The 16,133-nt window shown below is 72.2% G+C and carries 15 protein-coding genes; 5 read left to right on the top strand and 10 right to left on the bottom strand.

Annotated features, from left to right (window positions below; genetic code table 11):
• Positions 1-31: 31 nt before the first annotated feature.
• Both A6F73_RS03510 and A6F73_RS03505 read right to left on the bottom strand, forming a co-directional pair.
• Positions 32-721: a hypothetical protein gene (locus A6F73_RS03510; protein WP_159398346.1), complete on the bottom strand. Its 690-nt coding sequence runs from the start codon at positions 719-721 to the stop codon at positions 32-34.
• A 96-nt stretch (positions 722-817) separates the two neighbouring features.
• On the bottom strand, positions 818-2,083 hold the full coding sequence (locus A6F73_RS03505; RefSeq protein ID WP_244293274.1) for a DUF4157 domain-containing protein: 1,266 nt from the start codon (positions 2,081-2,083) through the stop codon (positions 818-820).
• 158 nt (positions 2,084-2,241) lie between these two features.
• Here A6F73_RS03505 and A6F73_RS03500 point away from each other — a divergent pair, with 158 nt between their 5' ends.
• Complete coding sequence (locus A6F73_RS03500; protein WP_063346396.1) at positions 2,242-2,901, top strand: HAD family hydrolase; 660 nt, start codon at positions 2,242-2,244, stop codon at positions 2,899-2,901.
• Between the two features lie 188 nt (positions 2,902-3,089).
• Here A6F73_RS03500 and A6F73_RS03495 read toward each other — a convergent pair whose 3' ends face one another.
• Both A6F73_RS03495 and A6F73_RS03490 read right to left on the bottom strand, forming a co-directional pair.
• Complete coding sequence (locus tag A6F73_RS03495) at positions 3,090-3,602, bottom strand: GNAT family N-acetyltransferase (protein WP_063346395.1); 513 nt, start codon at positions 3,600-3,602, stop codon at positions 3,090-3,092.
• Positions 3,599-4,852 (bottom strand): hypothetical protein, encoded by a 1,254-nt coding sequence (locus tag A6F73_RS03490; protein ID WP_063346394.1) that lies wholly within the window; start codon positions 4,850-4,852, stop codon positions 3,599-3,601. Before A6F73_RS03490 ends, A6F73_RS03495 begins: the two co-directional genes overlap by 4 nt.
• Positions 4,853-5,058: 206 nt before the next feature.
• Between A6F73_RS03490 and A6F73_RS03485 the strand changes: the two genes are divergently transcribed.
• The gene (locus tag A6F73_RS03485; protein WP_079135400.1) at positions 5,059-5,574 is read left to right on the top strand and encodes an ATP-binding protein; all 516 of its coding nucleotides are present in this window, start codon (positions 5,059-5,061) and stop codon (positions 5,572-5,574) included.
• A gap of 375 nt (positions 5,575-5,949) precedes the next feature.
• On the opposite strand, the gene A6F73_RS03480 is transcribed toward A6F73_RS03485, so the two are convergent.
• The 4 genes from A6F73_RS03480 to A6F73_RS03465 all read right to left on the bottom strand — a co-directional run bounded on the left by A6F73_RS03480 (position 5,950) and on the right by A6F73_RS03465 (position 9,176).
• The gene (locus A6F73_RS03480) at positions 5,950-7,056 is read right to left on the bottom strand and encodes a serine hydrolase domain-containing protein (protein ID WP_063346392.1); all 1,107 of its coding nucleotides are present in this window, start codon (positions 7,054-7,056) and stop codon (positions 5,950-5,952) included.
• 194 nt (positions 7,057-7,250) lie between these two features.
• Positions 7,251-7,610 carry an SgcJ/EcaC family oxidoreductase gene (locus A6F73_RS03475; protein WP_063346391.1) on the bottom strand — a complete coding sequence of 120 codons (360 nt, stop codon included), beginning with the start codon at positions 7,608-7,610 and terminating at the stop codon, positions 7,251-7,253.
• Entirely contained in the window at positions 7,607-7,912 is a 306-nt protein-coding gene (locus tag A6F73_RS03470; RefSeq protein WP_063346390.1) for a muconolactone Delta-isomerase family protein, read from the bottom strand. The genes A6F73_RS03475 and A6F73_RS03470 overlap by 4 nt, the downstream gene beginning before the upstream one ends.
• 70 nt (positions 7,913-7,982) lie before the next feature.
• Entirely contained in the window at positions 7,983-9,176 is a 1,194-nt protein-coding gene (locus A6F73_RS03465; RefSeq protein ID WP_063346389.1) for an MFS transporter, read from the bottom strand.
• 107 nt (positions 9,177-9,283) lie between these two features.
• Here A6F73_RS03465 and A6F73_RS03460 point away from each other — a divergent pair, with 107 nt between their 5' ends.
• Entirely contained in the window at positions 9,284-9,742 is a 459-nt protein-coding gene (locus A6F73_RS03460) for a MerR family transcriptional regulator (RefSeq protein ID WP_063346388.1), read from the top strand.
• Here A6F73_RS03460 and A6F73_RS03455 read toward each other — a convergent pair.
• Positions 9,739-10,977 carry a cytochrome P450 gene (locus tag A6F73_RS03455; protein WP_063346387.1) on the bottom strand — a complete coding sequence of 413 codons (1,239 nt, stop codon included), beginning with the start codon at positions 10,975-10,977 and terminating at the stop codon, positions 9,739-9,741. The two genes, A6F73_RS03460 and A6F73_RS03455, sit on opposite strands and share 4 nt — an antisense overlap.
• Positions 10,978-11,160: 183 nt before the next feature.
• Here A6F73_RS03455 and A6F73_RS41270 point away from each other — a divergent pair, with 183 nt between their 5' ends.
• Together A6F73_RS41270 and A6F73_RS03445 are read left to right on the top strand one after the other, a co-directional pair.
• Positions 11,161-11,868 (top strand): hypothetical protein, encoded by a 708-nt coding sequence (locus A6F73_RS41270; RefSeq protein ID WP_159398344.1) that lies wholly within the window; start codon positions 11,161-11,163, stop codon positions 11,866-11,868.
• Between the two features lie 107 nt (positions 11,869-11,975).
• Positions 11,976-12,746 (top strand): hypothetical protein, encoded by a 771-nt coding sequence (locus A6F73_RS03445; protein ID WP_063346385.1) that lies wholly within the window; start codon positions 11,976-11,978, stop codon positions 12,744-12,746.
• A gap of 111 nt (positions 12,747-12,857) precedes the next feature.
• Here the strand turns inward: A6F73_RS03445 and A6F73_RS03440 are convergent, their stop codons facing one another.
• Positions 12,858-15,998, bottom strand: coding sequence for a M28 family peptidase (locus tag A6F73_RS03440; protein WP_208869147.1), 3,141 nt, complete (start codon positions 15,996-15,998; stop codon positions 12,858-12,860).
• Positions 15,999-16,133 lie beyond the last annotated feature (135 nt).

Raw genomic sequence — 16,133 nt, 5'->3', positions numbered from 1 at the left:
TCGAGGTCGGCGAAGGGGCCGGTGGCCAGGCTCAGCCGCCGCCCACGCCGCCGGTCGAACCGCCGTGCCCGTACCGGAAGTGGTTCCACGAGCGCCGGTCCGAGACCGAGGGCGGGGGCGGCGGTGCGGGGCGCTGGTGGTGGCTGACGTGCAGGTCCACCGCGACGGCGGGGGAGAGGGCCTCGCGCAGCTCGCGGTGGAGTGCGGTGGTGTCGGTGTCCTGGAGCAGGGGCCGCTGGGGGAGTTCGCCGCGCTCCAGCAGGACGGTCAGCGTGATGGTGACGGACCCCGGGCGCGGGTCGCCGTCGTACGGCTCCTCGGTGGAGTGGTCGATCCGGATCCGTCGTACCTCGGTGACCGGCATCGGCCGGTCCGCCCGGGCCCCCCGGACGAGGACAACAGTGGCCGGCTCGGCGGAGGGCGCGAAGCGCAGCCGGTGCACGGTACGGAAGACCAGGCGGACCATCAGCGCCCACCCGATGACCGCGCACGCCCCACCGGCGATCCCGGCCGCCGCCCACACCGGGCCCCATCCGGTGCCGGCGAACAGCATGCCGATGTCGAGGGGGAGGGAGAAGAGAGCACCGTACAGGAACAGCACCGGTGCCGCGATCACGCTCTGGAGCGCGGCCGTGAGGGCGTACCGGAGCGAGCCGCCCCGCTCCACGAGGACCAGGTCGAGCACGCCCGGGTTCGAACGATCCATCAGAACACGCCGCATGACGCAACGGTAGAAGTGCGCGGCGCGCTGCGGAAGTACAAGGCGCCGACCGGCCGGCCGCGAGCCGCTACCGGCCGTCCCGACTCGGCAGCCCCGTCAGGCGATCTTGCACGGCACGTAGGCGTGCCCCAGCTGAACGGCCGCGCCCAGGCGGTGATTTCCGTCCTGGATGCTGATGCCGCCCCCGTCGACCCGGATCTTGATCGGTTCGAGTGCGGCGCTGTTCTTCATGCCGGTGACGGCGGCGCCGAGCCGCTTCTCGACGAGCCCGCCCGCCACGGTCTGCGCACGGCCGCTGGCCTGCTGCAGCAACGCGACGCTCACCTCGACCAGTTGGCCCGAACGCACACCCTGCGCCTCGAAGTCCTGCAACTGGTCGATCTGCGCACCCTGGAAGGCCCCGGCGCCCGCCCGGACGTGGAAGCTGCTGTCCCGCTGCCGGGAGAAGTGGCCGCTCAGGTCCGCCTGCGCCTGCTCCGGACCGACCTCCATGTTGACGAGCTTGTAGTAGGTCTCCAGGTCGTCGTCGACCTTGATGTACCCGTAGCTGCCGTCCTCGTCGAAGATCACGCGCTCCTCGGAGCCCGCGAGTTGGTAGATCTTCTCGTAGTACTCCTTGGTCAGCTTCTCGTCCAGGACGAGCCGCAGCCCCGGATAGTCCGGGTCGACGTGGGTGTGGTCGCCCTCCTCCCCGGCGGGCTTCGCCGTGGGACGCCGCTGCACCGAGGGCTCGACGGCCTGCGTGCCGTGCGCGTGGGCCGCGTGCTCCGCTTCGGACTCCCGGGCGAGCGGCCGGGACAGTACCCGGGAGGCATTGGCCTCGGCCTCGCGCTCGAAGCGGTCGGAGGGGTCGCTGACCCGCAGTCCCGTCCCGTTGTCGGTGCCCGCGACAGGGCCGCTGCGCTGCTGGATGACGTGGGTCAACTCGTGCGCGAGCGTGTGCTTGTCGCCCCCTCCGGCGCCGAGCACGATGTGGCTGCCCGAGGTGTACGCGCGGGCGCCGATCCCCGCCGCCGACTCCCGGGCGGTCGCACCCGTGTGCAGCCGGACATCGGAGAAGTCCGCACCCAGCCGCGTCTCCATCTCGCTCCGGATCCCGTCGGCCAAGGGCGTGCCGGCGCTCCTCAGCACCTCGTGGACGGCAGAACGCTGCACGTCGGCCGCGGCGTGCTCGTGCTGCTCCTGTTCCTGCTCCAGCATCCGGCTCACCGCGGCATTGCCCACGGCCCGCTGCATGGCGGTGAGCGCCGCCGGAGTCACGGCCCGGGCACCGGACGGGAGCCGGGCGGGAGCCGCGGGCCGACTGCTACGGCCCGGTCGTCGGTCGGCGGCAAACGCACTACCGGAGTCATGGGCACGCACAGGAAAGGCCCCTTCGAGGGATCGGCGACAGTCCCCCCAGTCTGTTCGACCCCGCACCTCCGGCGGAAGGTACGCCAGGGCAACGTCCGATGTCCCCCGGGGCCACACCCGTCGTCAGCCGGCCGAGCTTGGACTGATGGCTTGGCTAGGCTGTCGGCATGATTCGCGCAGTGGTGTTCGACGTCGGCGAGTGCCTGGTGGACGAGACCCGGGAGTACGGCACCTGGGCGGATTGGCTGGGCGTGCCTCGGCACACCTTCGTGGCACAGTTCGGGGCGGTGATCGCCGAGGGGCGCGACTACCGCGAGGCCTTCCAGGTCTTCCGCCCCGGTTTCGACCTGTACGAGGAACGGGAGAAGCGGGCGGCGGCCGGTCAGCCCGAGACGTTCGGCGAGGAGGATCTCTACGCTGACGTCCGCCCGGCCCTGGCCCGGCTCCGGGCGGACGGCCTCTGGCTGGCCATCGCCGGAAACCAGACCGTGCGGGCCGGGGCGATCCTTCGCCGGCTGTTCTCCGCCGACGTCGACCTGATCGGCACGTCCGACGACTGGGGCGCGAGCAAGCCGGACCCCGCTTTCTTCGAACGAGTCGCCGCAGTGGTTCCGGCTGATCCGGGCGAGATCCTCTACGTCGGCGACCGCCTGGACAACGACGTCCTGCCCGCCGCCCGCGCGGGGATGCAGACCGCGCTGATCCGCCGGGGACCGTGGGGCTGGATTCAGCAGCACGACCCCGCAGTCGACCGCGCGACCCTCCGGATCGACTCGCTCGCCCAGCTGCCGGAGCTGATCGCGAAGGCTAACGCCGGAGCGAACTGAGCGTCGCGGACCACGAGTAGAGGCGGTCGTCGACCCGCCGCGCTCGCCCCGAGCGCGGCGGGCTGAACTGCTTCGGATACCGCGGTTTGTGTCGCCGTCGGACTTACGGGTGGTGCCGCGGCCGGGCCTGCACGGCGGTGGCCTGGTGTCGGCCCGTTGCTGCTGCGCGGCGGTGCGGACTGACCGGGCTACCGAAGGACGCGGACCATGACGGCGTAGAGCGGGGCGTCTTCGAACGGACGGTGCTCGCCGACCTTTTTGTATGCCCAGCGTTCGTACAGTGCCAGGACACGAGGGTGGGTGACGTCGACGTAGAGCACGGCCAGCGCCTCGGCCCGCTCGGACAGCAGTGCATTGTGTGTCTGCTCGGCGATGCCGAGCTTCCGCCAGTCGGGGCGCACCATGACCTCGGACACGGCGAACGTCGACGTGTCGGCGGGCGGCGGCATGTGGGGGCGCCACCACTCGCGGCCGTCTTCCAGCGGGGCGCCGTAGGAGTAGCCGACCGGCTCGTCGGCGTCGTAGGCCATGACACAGCTGTAGCCCGGCCGGGACGTCCAGTGCTTGGCGAACCAGGGGAAGCGCTGGACGAAGGGGTCGTCGGCTTGCTCCCGATAGGCGTCCGCGTGGACGTCGATGAGCAACTGCGTGTGGTCGGCGGGAATGCTGCCGGCCTCGTAGCGGCGGAGGGCTATCGTCACTGGGTGTCTCCCTGGGCGTGGACTCGGTCGGTCCACTCTCGCGTAGCCGCCGAGGTCGGTGCCAGGGTGATCAGGCCGCGGTGGAAGTCGCCGAGGAGAGTGCGCAGCCTCGGCGGAAGCGGGTCGGCGCCCATCAGGGCGTACACGCCGGTGGCGGTGACGATGGCCTGTTCGACTTCTCCTTGTCCGAGCTGGGCAAGCGCGAGGCGGGCGGTGGCGGACGCACGGTTGCGGCGGAACTGTGGGGGGATCCCGGCCAGGGCACGGTGTGATGCGCTCTCGGACTCTGCGCTGTCGTCGAGGTGCTGATGGACGACAGCACTCAGCGCGAACAGTTCGGCCGGCCCGTAGAAGTCGGTCCACGGCGGACGCTCGCGGCTGTCCGCGCGGCCCAGCGCATCACGGGCGTGTCCGAGGCAGCGCAGGGCGGCCTGCCGGTCGCCTGCGGTGGAGTGGGCGATCGCGGCGCGGGCGTGCGCGAGGGAGGCGAGGAACGGGTCGCGGCGGGTTGCCCCGGCGTCCTGGGCGGCTCGGGCGGCTGACAGGGCGGCCGACGGCCTGTTGCGTTGATAGCCCACCATGGAGAGGCAGTTGAAGACTCGCATTGCGGTCACGTGGTCGTTTCCGAGACCGGCGAGGCGCAGAGCCGTCTCGAAATACCGCTCGGCGTCGTCCAAACGGCGGTCGTCGATGCAGGAGAACCCGGCCGTGGCGGTGTAGTCGGCGGCGAGGCTGTAGAGACGTCGCTGGACGCCGTCGCTGATCGTTTTGTCCACCTTGCTGAGTGCCTGATTGGCGCCGGTCCGCGCGGCCGCCTCAAGTGATTCGTGTCCGCCGCGGTGGTCATCGAGCGTGGTGAGGGTTTTGAGACTCTCCTTGAGCCGGTCAACGTCGGTGTGACCGACGGTGTGGCCTCGGGAGGCGATGGCGGCTGGGAGAGCGGCGGCTGCCGATGCGGCGAGGAAGTTGCGGCGGAGCACGGGTTCCTCCGATGGGGCTTGGGGCGTGGCGGAGCGGGGCGGAATGAAGCCGAGCTGCTCGGGCGTGCGCTTCAGCGCGCGTTCGAGTGCGATTCGGATTCTGCCCTGAGGCCACCGGGACTGTCCGGAGAGCCAGGTACCCACTGTCCTCACCGTGAGGGTCCCCGGGCATCCGAGGGTGACGAGTTCGTGGTTGACCAGGCGTGCCAGGTCTGCCCGTGTGAGCCCCAGATCCGCCATGACGGCGCGCAGTTCGGGATTGTCCCCCATGTGCCCACCGTATCTCGATGGTTACGAAGCGCACATGCCCATATGTAAAGGGGTGGCCAAGTTTTCCCTCGGCCGGTCGCCGCAGCGGCCCGGTTTTTCACTCCCCGTGCGCGATGAGCGGGAGTTGAGTAGGAGTCAGCGCCGTTCGGCGGCGGGGTGGCCGGCACTTCGGGCGGTCGCAGCGCATCGACTTCGACTGACTGCTCATGCCTGGTGATGGAGGAGCAATGAGGTGGAACATGATCGTCAGCCCACTCAAGACGGCTCGCTTTCCAGTGCCCCTGGAGTGGGGTGTCCCGGCGGACGGGGCGGCGGTTCCGTCGGCGCGGAGGTTGGTGGTGGAGATCGTCCGTGCCTGGGAAGTGCCGCTCTCCAGCGAGGCGTTGCACGAGCTGGAGCTCTGCGCGAGCGAGGTGATCGCGAATGCGATGGAGCACGCGAAAGCGCGTTGCAGGGTCACCGTTCGTCGAACGGGCGAGCGGCTGCGGGTCGAGGTCGCGGATCCCAGCCCGTCGTGTGAACGCCGTGAAGTGGACCAGGGATCGACCAGTGGGCGTGGACTGATGCTCGTCGAGGCGCTGGCTCACGCGTGGGGCTGGCACGCGGTGGGGACGGGCAAGGTCGTGTGGTTCGAGTTCGTGGCGTCGGGTGAGACGTCGCCGTGCCCCACACATGGGTGGGGCACGGCACATGACCTCTGCTCGCTGCGGGCGGTGGCGTAAATGCCGTCGCCGTTCACCCCTGGTGCCTCGATGGGAGGTGCCGCCGTTGCCGCCCGGCTCGTGTGGTGGGTGGTCATCGCTGCTGCCTTGGTGGCGGGATTCGCCGCAGGGCGTGACCGTTGATGGCCACCGGTTGGCGTGGCCGACCGGCCCGCCGAGCTGGTTGCTCGGCGGGCCGGGAGCACCGTCGAGGCGGCAGAGGGATTGGCGTTCAGACGATCTTGCAGGGGGCGTAGGCGTGGCCCAACTTGGTGGCCGCGCCCAGGCGGTGGTTTCCGTCCTGGATGCTGATGACGCCCCCGTCTCGACCGGGAGGGTTCGCCGGGCTGCCTGGGCCTCGGGCGTTGCGCGCCGTGCACCGGACGGTTCCGGTCGTCAGCCGGTGAGCGTGGCGTTGACGAGTGCCTTGATGTAGGGGAGGTCGTTGCCGGTGCCCGTCGGGTTGAGGGAGTACACCACGCGGTGTCGGAGGTCGTGGGTGGCGAAGACGCCGTTGTCCCAGCCGGGGCGGGAGCCGGTCTTGCCCCAGGCGTACTCGCCGTTCGGGAGTTGGTAGCGCATGAGCCCGCCGATGCTGTAGCAGGCCGTTTGGCCGACGCAGTTCGTGTTGTCGGCGGCGTTCGGCACGTTCGGCACCTCGAACACCAGCTTCTGCTGGGCGGGCGGGAGCAGGCGGCCCCGGAACAGCGCGGTGATGAAGTGGTCCAGGTCGGCGGCGGTGGAGATGATGCCTCCCTCGGCCCACGGGTACGGGCTCTGCTCGGTCACGTCCTGTCCGTCGAGGTACACCTCCGCGTGGGGCGAGGGGATGGTCGGGTCGTCGGCGGCGGGCAGGCTGGTGTGGCTCAGGTGCAGCGGCCGGATGATCCTGTGCTCCAGCTCGGTGGTGAGGGAGTGGCCGGTGACCTTCTCGACGATCAGGCCGAGGACCAGGGAGTTGAGCCCGTTGTACTGCTGCTCGGCAGGGGGTGCGGGCGGCACGTCGGTGGCTGTGGCGAACGAGGCACGCAGGAGGTCTTCGGGCGTCACGGACTTGAACTGCCATCCGGGTCCGTCGTCCGGGCCGGGAGTCCGGGCGGGCTTGGGCAGGCCGCTCGTGTGGTCGAGGAGCTGGCGCACGGTGACGCGGTCGTACGCCTCGGGCAGCACCTCGGGGACGTACTGCCGTGCCGGTGTGTCCAGGCCGATCCGGTGCTCGGCGACGAGTTGGAGAGCCACGGTGTTGGTGAACACCTTGGTGACGCTGCCGATCCGGAGGTAGGCGCCGGCGGTGACCGGGCCGGCGGTGGCGTCCACGCCGTCCTGCCTGATGAGCGCGCCCGCAACGACGGCGTCGGGCAGGTGGTCGAGGATGCCCTGGACGGTCGGGTTCACCAGCGTCGGGGCGTTGGAAGCAGGTGTGGCGGCGGCCGCCGGCAGAGCCGCGCCGGTGGTGAGGGCGGTGGCCAGGGCGAGGGTGGTGACGGCGAGACGGATGCTCATCGGGGTTTCTCCGGGGCGGCGTTGACGGACTTGTTGACCTCGTCAACTCTGCTGCGTCCAGCTGCCGTTGCCCATCGGTGATCACCCTGATAACAACCCTGGACTGCCCCTGGGGGCGGTCAGACGATCTTTGTTCCTGCCGGGTTGCTCTCACCGGCCCGACGGAGAACGGCGATGGAGCGTGGCAGCGCAGCTCAGGGCAGCAGCGAGACCTGGTAATGGGCGATGGACCAGCTGTCGGCCGACCGGCGTAGCAGGACGCCGAGGTTGACGGTGAGGGTGGGGCGGTCGGGGAAGGCGAAGTCGACGCCCAGGTACCCGAGCAGGAGGTCGTCGGTGAGGCGGCGGGTCTCCAGGACGTTGTAGGCGGCGGTCATGCCGGGCGGCTGGGAGGCGTAGTACTCGGCGATGCCGGTGCGCCCGACGGTGTACGGGTGGAGGCCCTGGAAGATCGCGTCCTCGGTGAAGCAGTCGGCGACCTGCTCGGGCTGGTGGGCGTCGACAGCGGCCTTCCAGCGGTCGAGGACGTCGCGCAGGACGGTTTCGTCGTTCATCGGGTGCCTTCCGGGCGGCCGGGGTCGTTGGGGTGGGGGGAGAGCGGGGTGACGGTGTCCTGGCGCCATACCCGCAGGGGCATGGTGGCGAGCGCCTGTTCCAGCCGCGCCTCGTCGGGGGCGCTGAACAGGCCCCAGGTGCGCCATTCGCCGGGGGCGAGCGGCGGGCGCCAGAGCCGCAACAGGGTGCCCTGGGCGGCGAGTTCGCCCGACCGCCGTGCCTCGCGGGCCCGGATGTCGGCGATCGCCTCCTCGGTGGTTCCGTCCGGGACGGTGGTCACCATATCGACCAGGAATTCCATCGGCGTCCTCTCGTACGGGTCTACCGGAGTATCGAGGGATGCAGGTGCCGGGGGTGCGGAGGCACGCCGGTCACGGCCGGGCGTCGTGGCCGGCGCGCAGGCTGAGGACGGAGCCGGCTAGGAGCAGGCCGACCAGGGTCAGCAGCGGGGCCGTCCAGGAGCCGGTGGCGGTGTGGAGGGCGGCGGTGAGGGCGGGGCCGGTGGCGGCGAGGAGGTAGCCGCAGGTCTGGGCCATGGTGGAGAGCGCGGCGACGTGGTCGTGGTCGGTGCCCCGGCGGGCGAAGAGCACGGCGGCCAGGGCCTGGCCGCCGCCCATGCCGATGCCGAGGATGCCGGCCCAGAGCGGAGCGCCGGTGGCGGGGGCGAGTACGACGCCGAGCAGGCCGAGGACGCAGACGGCCACCACGGCGAGCAGGTGCGGCCGCTGGTCGGCGCGGGCGGCGGCGAGGACGGGCGCGAGGAAGCCGCCGACGGCGAGGCCGAGGATGAGGACGGCCTGGTCGGTACCGGCGGCGGTGCGGCTGAGGCCGGCGTCGACCAGGATCGAGGGCAGCCAGGCGAGGGTGGCGTAGAAGACCAGGGTCTGGATGCCGAAGAAGGCGGTGAGGCTCCAGGCGAGCGCGGTGCGGCCGACTGGCCGGCGGTGCACCGGCGCGGCGGCGGCCGGTATCCGTCGTTCCACCCGCAGTTGCGGCGCCATGCCCGCCGCCGCGAGGACGGCCGGGAGGACGGCGAGGCCGATCGCGGCCCGCCAGGACCACGCGTCGGCGACCGGCGCGACCAGGGCGGCGACCACGGCCGACCCGGTGCCCATCGCGAGGGCGTAGACGCCCATCATGGTGCCGATCCGCCGGGGCGCGAAGCGGGCCCGGACGAACACCGGGATCAGCACGTTGACCACCGCCACCGCGATGCCCACCAGCACCGTCCCCGCGTAGAGCCCGGGCAGGCCCGCCGTGCGCAGCAGCGCTCCGGCGACGAGCAGGACGCTCGCCCAGAACAGCCCGCGCTCCTCGCCGATCCGCCGCCGGGCGAGGGCGCCGAGCGGTGCGAACAGGCCCATGCACAGCGGGGGCAGCAGCCCGAGCACGGTGACGGTGCCCTGGCCCCAGCCGGCGACTGGCGCGAGCGGTCCGACCTGCCCGAACGCGACCCGGGTGTTGAGGCTGAGCAGGACGAAGCCGACGACGAGCAGCGCGCCGGAGGCGGGTGCGGCGCGGCCGGGTGAGGTCCGGCTGGGGGCGGAGGCGGTGCTGAGCGGCATGAGCGGCGAACCCTTCGCTGCGGCAGGAAGTTAGGCTTGCCTAAGCTTTCACGCTCAAGTGCGCTTGAGTGCAACCCGCCGGCCGTGAACCGTGAAGGAGACGACGCGTGGAGCAGCTCTACTCGATCACCGAGGTCGCGAAGGCCTTCGGCCTCTCCGTCCCCGCCCTGCGCTACTACGAGGACTGCGGCCTGATCGCCCCCGCCGCCCGCCGCGGCCGGGTGCGCCAGTACGACCGGGCGGCCCTGGAACGCCTCGCCCTGGTCCAGCTCTGGCACGTGGACGGCATGATCCCGCTCGCCGGGACGGCCGCCGTGATGGCGAGCGAGCAGGCGGCGGAGCGGAAGGCGCTGCTGGCGGCGCAGCGGGACGAGATGACGGCCCGCGCCCGCCGTCTGGAGCGCGCCGCGGCCGTCCTGACCCACATGCTCGACTGTCACCGCGACCGCCCGCTGGACTGTCCGGTCACCCACGCACACATCGACGCCCGCGTCGACGCCGCCCTCGCCGGCGAGGAGCTGGCCGACGACTTCCTCCCGCCCGCGACCGGGACCGGGACCGGTTAGATCAGTACCGCCGGCGTCGGCCCGTCGGGTCGCACGGTGATGCTGTAGGCGGAGCCGGTCGGGACGGAGCGGAACCGCACGGTGTGGGCGGGCAGCAGGAGTTCGAGCAGCGCGGTGGTCTCGCGGACGGCGAACTGGGTGCCGAGGCAGGCGCGGGCGCCGAGGCCGAAGGGGAGGTACGCGCCGAGCTGGGTGGGGCGGGCGCCGGTGGCGGTGAAGCGGGCGGGGTCGAAGCGTTCGGGGTCGGGCCACAGGGCCGGGTCGCGGTGGGTGAGGTAGGGGCAGACCAGGACGTCGGTGCCGGCGGCGATGCGGTGGCCGTCGATCACGTCGTCCTCGACGGCGTGCCGGGGGAGCAGCCAGGCCGGGGGGTAGAGCCGCAGGGCCTCGCTGACCAGGGCCTGCGGGTCCGCGCCGCGCGCTTCGGGGTGGCGGTCGAGGAGGAGGAAGAGCCAGGTGAGGGTGGTGGCGGTGGTCTCGTGCCCGGCGACGAGCAGGGTGACGAGTTCGTCGCGGATCAACCGGTCGGTGTACTCGGGGTGTTGGGCCGCGGCGTCGAGCAGGACCCGCAGCACGCCGGGCTCCTCGACGTCGGTCGCCGAGCGGGCCGCGTCGATGGCGGCCAGCGCGACGGCGTCGATCCGGGCGAGGTCGGCGGCGACGGCGTCCCGGGCGTCCCCGGCGTCCGTGGGCAGGGTCGGCATGGCCGCCACCACCCGTTCCACGGAGCGGAGTTCATGGTCGGTGCGGTCGTCCAGCGGCAGCCCGGTGAGGGCCCGCCAGACGGTGTCGAGGGCGAATCCGCGCATCTCCTCGCCGAGGTCGAAGGTCTCGCCGGTGCGCGCGTACCCCTCCCAGCGGTCGGCTGTCCGGCGGGCGGCGGCGGCGATCCGCTGCTCGTAGCGGCGCATCCCGGTGCCGGTGAACTGGGACTGCAGCAGCCGTCGTTGGCGCTTCCAGGCGTCTCCGGTGGCGGAGAGCACGCCGTCGCCGACCAGCATCCGCGCGCGGTGCGAGCGCTTGACGTAGCGGTCGGGGTGGCGGCCGAGCACGTGCTGTACGGCGGCCGGGTCGGTGACCAGCACGGTGGGCGTGGGGCCGAGTCGGAAGGCGGCGATGCCGCCGATGCCGCGCTGCGCCCGGGCGAGCAGGTCGATGAGGTCGGCCTCCTCGGTGCGCCACTGCTCGACGGCCTCGGCGGCCAGCTCCGGTACGGGGCGGGTGTCGGTGGTCACGGGTGTTCTCCTCGGGGCGGCTGACGGTCCGTCGGCTCCGACTCTACGGACTCCGGGCCAGGGCTGCGCCGAACGGGTTTCCCGGCCGGCCGCCGCCCGCGCGGCAGCCGGCACACCGTGTGCGAACCGGTACGGTGCGGCGGGGCCGGTCGGCCCCGGCTCGCTGCGCGGATGGGAGAACGCATGTCCGGGACCAGGCACCTCGAAGGCGGCGCGACGGGACGAGCGGCCCGATGGCTGGCAGGCGCCCTGCTCGTCCCGGCCCTCGCGGCCTGCTCCGGTGGAGGCGGTGGGGGAGGCGGCACCGCCACCGTCCCGACCGGCCAGGGTGGAGGCGGCTCGTCAGGTCAGAACGGCGGCTCGTCGGGCCAGAACGGCGGCTCGTCGGGTCAGAACGGCGGCTCGTCGGGCCAGAACGGCGGCTCGTCGGGCCAGAACGGCGGCCCGGGCGGGACGGAGGACGCGCGGACCAAAGGGGGCGGGGGTGGCGGGGGGTTCGCGGACGCGGGTGAGGTGTCGGCGTCCGCCACGGGTGTCGGGGTCTACGCCTCCGTGACGCTGCGGAGCACGTCCACCAAGACCTTCACGGCCGTCCTCAGCCAGGTCACCGACTGCTCGGAGGGTGCCGCGCCCGCGACGCCGCCGAGCAAGGAGGTCACCGTGACCGGGGGCCGCAGCGCGCCGCAGCAGTTCGTCCTGGCGACCGGCAGTGCGACCGGGCGGCCGCTCTGTCTGACCGTGACCGTCGACGGCGAGAGCAGGTACATCAGGGCCGAGGGCCTGATCAAGGGCTCGGAGGGAGGCGGCGGCACCGGGACCCCGAACAGCGGCGGCACCGGGCTCCCGACCGGCGGAGGCGGCACCGGAACTCCCACCGGGAGCACACCCTGAGCGGGTGGACGGCGGGGGAGCCGGCCGACGGCGAACCGAAGCCGCCGGAGGCTCCCCGGTTCAACTGGGTCGGCTTCCTGGCCTCGGTCCTCGGCCCGACCACCTTCGTGACCGCGTTGGTCTTCTTCCTCGGTTTCGCCTACACCGACTCCTTCTACCACTACTTCGGGCTGGACGCCGCCACGCTCGGCTTCGGGACGCCGGACCTCCTGCTCCGCGGCTCCCCAGCGCTTTACCTCCCGGTCGGGGGCCTGCTCTTCGGGGTGCTGCTGGTCGCGCTCGCCTACCACCTCGCGACCAGGCGGGGCGCCTCGCGCTGGGTCCGCCCGGCCTGCGTGCTGATCGCGGCGGCCGTGGCCCCGTTGCTGGTCCTGGGCTTCCTCGCCGGCTTCGGGGCGATCGACCTCGGCCAGTACGCCGTCCCGCTGCTGATCGGCGGTGCCCTGCTGCTCGCCGTGCTGGCCCGGTTGTTGTTCGCGCGCGTCACCGGGAGCCCGTACCCGCTCCCGGGCGAGCGCGCGGCCGTCGCCGTGACCGTGGCGATCGTCGTGCTGTGCTCGTTCTGGGCGGCCACCGGGTACGCCCACGCGAAGGGGACGGAGGACGCCCGCCGGTTGAGTGCGCGGCTCTACCAGCGCCCGGCGATGATCGTGGACACCACGGAACGCCTCTACCTGGGCTGGCCCGCGGTGCAGGAGTACGCGTTGGCCGACGCCGGGCAGGGGCAGCGCTTCCGCTACCGCTACCACGGGTTCCGGCTGCTGGCGCAGTCCGGCGCCCGGATGGTCCTCATCCCGCGCGACTGGACCTGGGACACCGGCAACGTCCTGGTCCTGCCGCTCGACACCAACGTCCGGGTGACCTTCCACCCTGGGTGAGGCCCGGCTGAGGCCCGGGGGTGTGCCCGGTGCACAGCTGCGCCGCGATCCGTCCCCCTCGACGGACCGCGGCGCAGCGGCTTACGGGGTGTCAGGCGGGTGCCCTACGGGTCACACGGCCTGCCACAGGGCGGGGACGATGGGCGGCTCCCAGCCGACCTGGGCGGTGTGACCCTGGATGCAGCGGTAGCTGACCCCGTTGTAGGTCACGACGTCGCCCGCCTGGTAGGTGGTGCCGGGCGTCCAGGTGCCGCCGGGGTTGGTCGGGCCGTTGCCCACGACCAGCGAGAAGCTGGTGCTGTGGGTGGCGGTGCCGGTACCGGTGAGCGTGATGCTGTAGGTGCCGGCCGCCGTGTTCGCGGCGGTCGCGATGGTCAGCGAGGCCGAGGCGCCGGACTGCACCGAGGACGGGCTGAAGGAGACCGTCACGCCCGCCGGGGCGCCGGAGGCGGTCAGGTTGACCGTCTGGGCGGAGCCGGAGGTGGTGGCGGTGGAGACCGTCGCGGTGGCCGAGTCGCCGGGGTTGACGGTGGCGGTGGCCGGGTTCACCGCGAGGGAGAAGTCGTTGGCGGGGGTGGTGCCGCCGACGGAGGTCTTCCAGATGGTGTAGGCCACGCCGTCGGCGCTGCGGTTCAGCGCGGTCGGGTCGATGTTGCTGGTGGTGTCGCAGGACTGGTGGTAGCAGGAGTCGTACGAACGGCCCGCGCTGCCGCCCCACTTGGTCGCCTGGCCGGAGGTCTTGACGGCGTCGGCGCCGGCCGCGTAGCCGGAGGTGGGGATGCCGGCCTGCTGGAAGGAGTAGTCGTCCGAGCGGCCCTGGCCCTCGACGTTCTCCTCCGGCTGGAGGTTGAGGGAGTCCCAGTAGGCCTTCATCGGCGCGGAGGCGGCGGAGGTGATGTTGTTGATGAAGTAGCCGGCGTTGGGCGAGCCGACCATGTCGAAGTTGTAGTAGGACTTGATCGCGGAGCGCTGGGTGGAGCTCAGCTGGCCGACGTAGGACTGCGAGCCCTGGAGGCCCTGCTCCTCACCGGTCCACCAGGCGAACCGGACGTGCCGGGTCAGGGTGGGGTTCTGCTGGGCGAGGACGAGGGCGTTCTCCAGCAGGGTGGCCGAGCCGGAGCCGTTGTCGTTGATGCCGGGGCCGGCCGAGACGCTGTCCAGGTGGGCGCCGAACATGGTGACCTGGTCGGCGGGGCCGCCGGGCCAGTCGGCGATCAGGTTGTTGGACTGGTAGGTGCAGGAGGTGCAGGTCTGCTCGGTCACGGTGTAGCCGGCGGCCTGCAGCTTGCCCTTGATGTACGCCACGGACTGGCTGTGCCCGGCGCTGCCGGCCCGGCGGTTGCCGCCGTTCTGGTTGGCGATGGTGTTCAGCTGGGTCAGGTGGGCCTGGACCTTGGCGACGTCGATGTCGGGCGCGGGCCCGCCGGGGGTGCCCCCGCCGCCGACGGTCAGGGTGTACTGGGCGGTGTGGGTGGCCGCGCCGGCGGTGCCGGTGACGGTGATCACGTACGTCCCGGCCGGGGCGCCCGAGGAGGCCGACAGGGTCAGCGTCGCGGACGAACCCGTCTGCACGGAGGAGGGGTTGAGCGTCGCGGTGACCCCGGTCGGGGCGCCCGAGGCGGTCAGGTTGACGGTCTGCGCGGTGCCCGAGGTGACGGCGGTGGAGACCGTCGCCGTGGTCGAGGCGCCGGGCTGGACGGAACCGGAGGCCGGGCCGAGCGCGAGCGAGAAGTCGTTGTTGCCGGACGGGGTGCAGGTCGGGTCGCCGCTCTGCGCGGGCACGCTGATCGCGTCCCAGGCGGCCTTGGTCCGGGTGAAGTAGTTGCAGGTCGGGTCGAGGTTCTTGGCGGCGGTCAGGGTGGTGGTGCGGTACCGCTTGTAGGTCATGCCGCTGGTCTTGAGCAGCATGCCGCCGTAGAAGACCTGGCCGGCCTGCTTGACGCCGATGCCGGTGACCGAGGAGTTGTTGCAGGTGGGGCTGGACGGCTTGCCGCCGCCCGGGTTGGAGCCCATCGACAGGAGGTAGAACCAGTGGTTCAGCGGGCCGGCGGCCGCGTGCACCTCGGTGCTGGGGATGGAGGAGGAGTAGCAGTTCGGGTCGTTGTTGACCAGTGAGGGCTGGTAGAGGTTGCGGATCGGCCCCTGGCCGACCAGGTTGACCTGCCGGCCGACCTGGTAGTCGGGGTAGTCGTAGGGCGCGGGCTGGTTGGCGTACTCCTTGGTGAGCGCGCCGAAGATGTCGCCGGTGCCCTCGCCCAGGCCGTTCTCGTTGTTGGCGCCGCCGGGGGTGTACTGGTCGATGCCGTGGCCGAACTCGTGGCCGACGACGTCCTGGGCGGCGATCCACTCGTTGTTCTGGTTGTGGCCGATGGAGATGGAGCTGCCGTCCCAGTAGGCGTTGACGTCGTTGAGGCCGACCTTGACCGGCCAGCTGCCGCCGTTGCCGTTGTGGCCGTTGCGACCGAGCCAGTCGCGGAGCATGTCCCATTCCTTCTGGGCCGCCCACATGGCGTCGGCGCAGCCGGTCTCCTTGCTGGAGGGGTTGCCGGTGCCCCAGGAGTCGGAGGACTTGCTGAACACCTGGCCGCTGCTGTAGTCGGAGCAGGTCAGGCCGGGCCGGTTCGGGTCGCGCAGCGAGTACGAGCCGCCGGAGTTGGTGGTGCTGATGGTCAGCGGGCCGGGGCCGTTCCACTTGCTGTTGATGGTGCCGGCCCGGACATCGTCGTAGCTGTCGATCACCTCGCCGCTGGCGGCGTCCACGAAGACGTGCAACGTGCTCGGTGCGCTCTCGGTACGGCCCTTGAGGACGGTCTCCCAGGCGAGCCGGCTCGCGCCGTCCTTGACCCGGACGACCAGGCGGCGCTCGGCCACCGAGTCCACCGCGGCCAGCTTGGTGCGCGCGGTCTTCTCCGCGTTCGCGGCGCTGACCTGCGGGGTTATCGAGCCGCCGACCGGCCCGGTGGCGGCCGACTGGAGGCCGCGGACCTTGCCCTGGCCGTCGGCGAGCACCACGGCGTCGCCGCCGACCACCGGCAGGCCGCGGTAGCTGCGGTCGTACGCGACGGAGTAGAGGCCGCCGAGCCAGGGGGTGACGGCCCGGCGCTCGTAGGTCTCGCCGGGGCCCTTGGCCAGTGCGTCCAGGCCGGCGGCCGCGGCCGCGTCGGCGGCGTTGACGGCTGCCGCGAGGGCGCTGGGTGGTGCGGGAGAGGGGGTGGGCGCGGCGGTGGCCGGCCCGGCCGTGGCGGCGATCATGCCGGCCAGCACGGTCAGGGTGGTCGCCGTGGTCAGCAACCGTCCTGTGGAAACTCTGCGTTGCATCGAGGCTCCTAGCATGTGGGGGTCCTCGACCGCGGACGGCATGGCTGGTGGCGCACCGCAGGGCCGTGT

Origin of the sequence: Streptomyces sp. MJM8645 (genome assembly GCF_001625365.1) — a bacterium.
Classification (GTDB): Bacteria; Actinomycetota; Actinomycetes; order Streptomycetales; family Streptomycetaceae; genus Kitasatospora.
The sequence above is the reverse complement of the archived record's forward strand: the minus strand, read 5'-3'. Positions and strand labels throughout refer to the sequence as shown.

Coding starts and splice junctions, on each gene's coding strand:
- A6F73_RS03440 (WP_208869147.1), bottom strand. CDS start 15,998: ATGATCGCCGCCACGGCCGGGCCGGCCACCGCCGCGCCCACCCCCTCT.
- A6F73_RS03470 (WP_063346390.1), bottom strand. CDS start 7,912: ATGGAATTCCTGGTCGATATGGTGACCACCGTCCCGGACGGAACCACC.
- A6F73_RS03490 (WP_063346394.1), bottom strand. CDS start 4,852: ATGGGGGACAATCCCGAACTGCGCGCCGTCATGGCGGATCTGGGGCTC.
- A6F73_RS41270 (WP_159398344.1), top strand. CDS start 11,161: ATGTCCGGGACCAGGCACCTCGAAGGCGGCGCGACGGGACGAGCGGCC.
- A6F73_RS03475 (WP_063346391.1), bottom strand. CDS start 7,610: ATGAACGACGAAACCGTCCTGCGCGACGTCCTCGACCGCTGGAAGGCC.
- A6F73_RS03465 (WP_063346389.1), bottom strand. CDS start 9,176: ATGCCGCTCAGCACCGCCTCCGCCCCCAGCCGGACCTCACCCGGCCGC.
- A6F73_RS03500 (WP_063346396.1), top strand. CDS start 2,242: ATGATTCGCGCAGTGGTGTTCGACGTCGGCGAGTGCCTGGTGGACGAG.
- A6F73_RS03510 (WP_159398346.1), bottom strand. CDS start 721: ATGCGGCGTGTTCTGATGGATCGTTCGAACCCGGGCGTGCTCGACCTG.
- A6F73_RS03485 (WP_079135400.1), top strand. CDS start 5,059: ATGCCTGGTGATGGAGGAGCAATGAGGTGGAACATGATCGTCAGCCCA.
- A6F73_RS03480 (WP_063346392.1), bottom strand. CDS start 7,056: ATGAGCATCCGTCTCGCCGTCACCACCCTCGCCCTGGCCACCGCCCTC.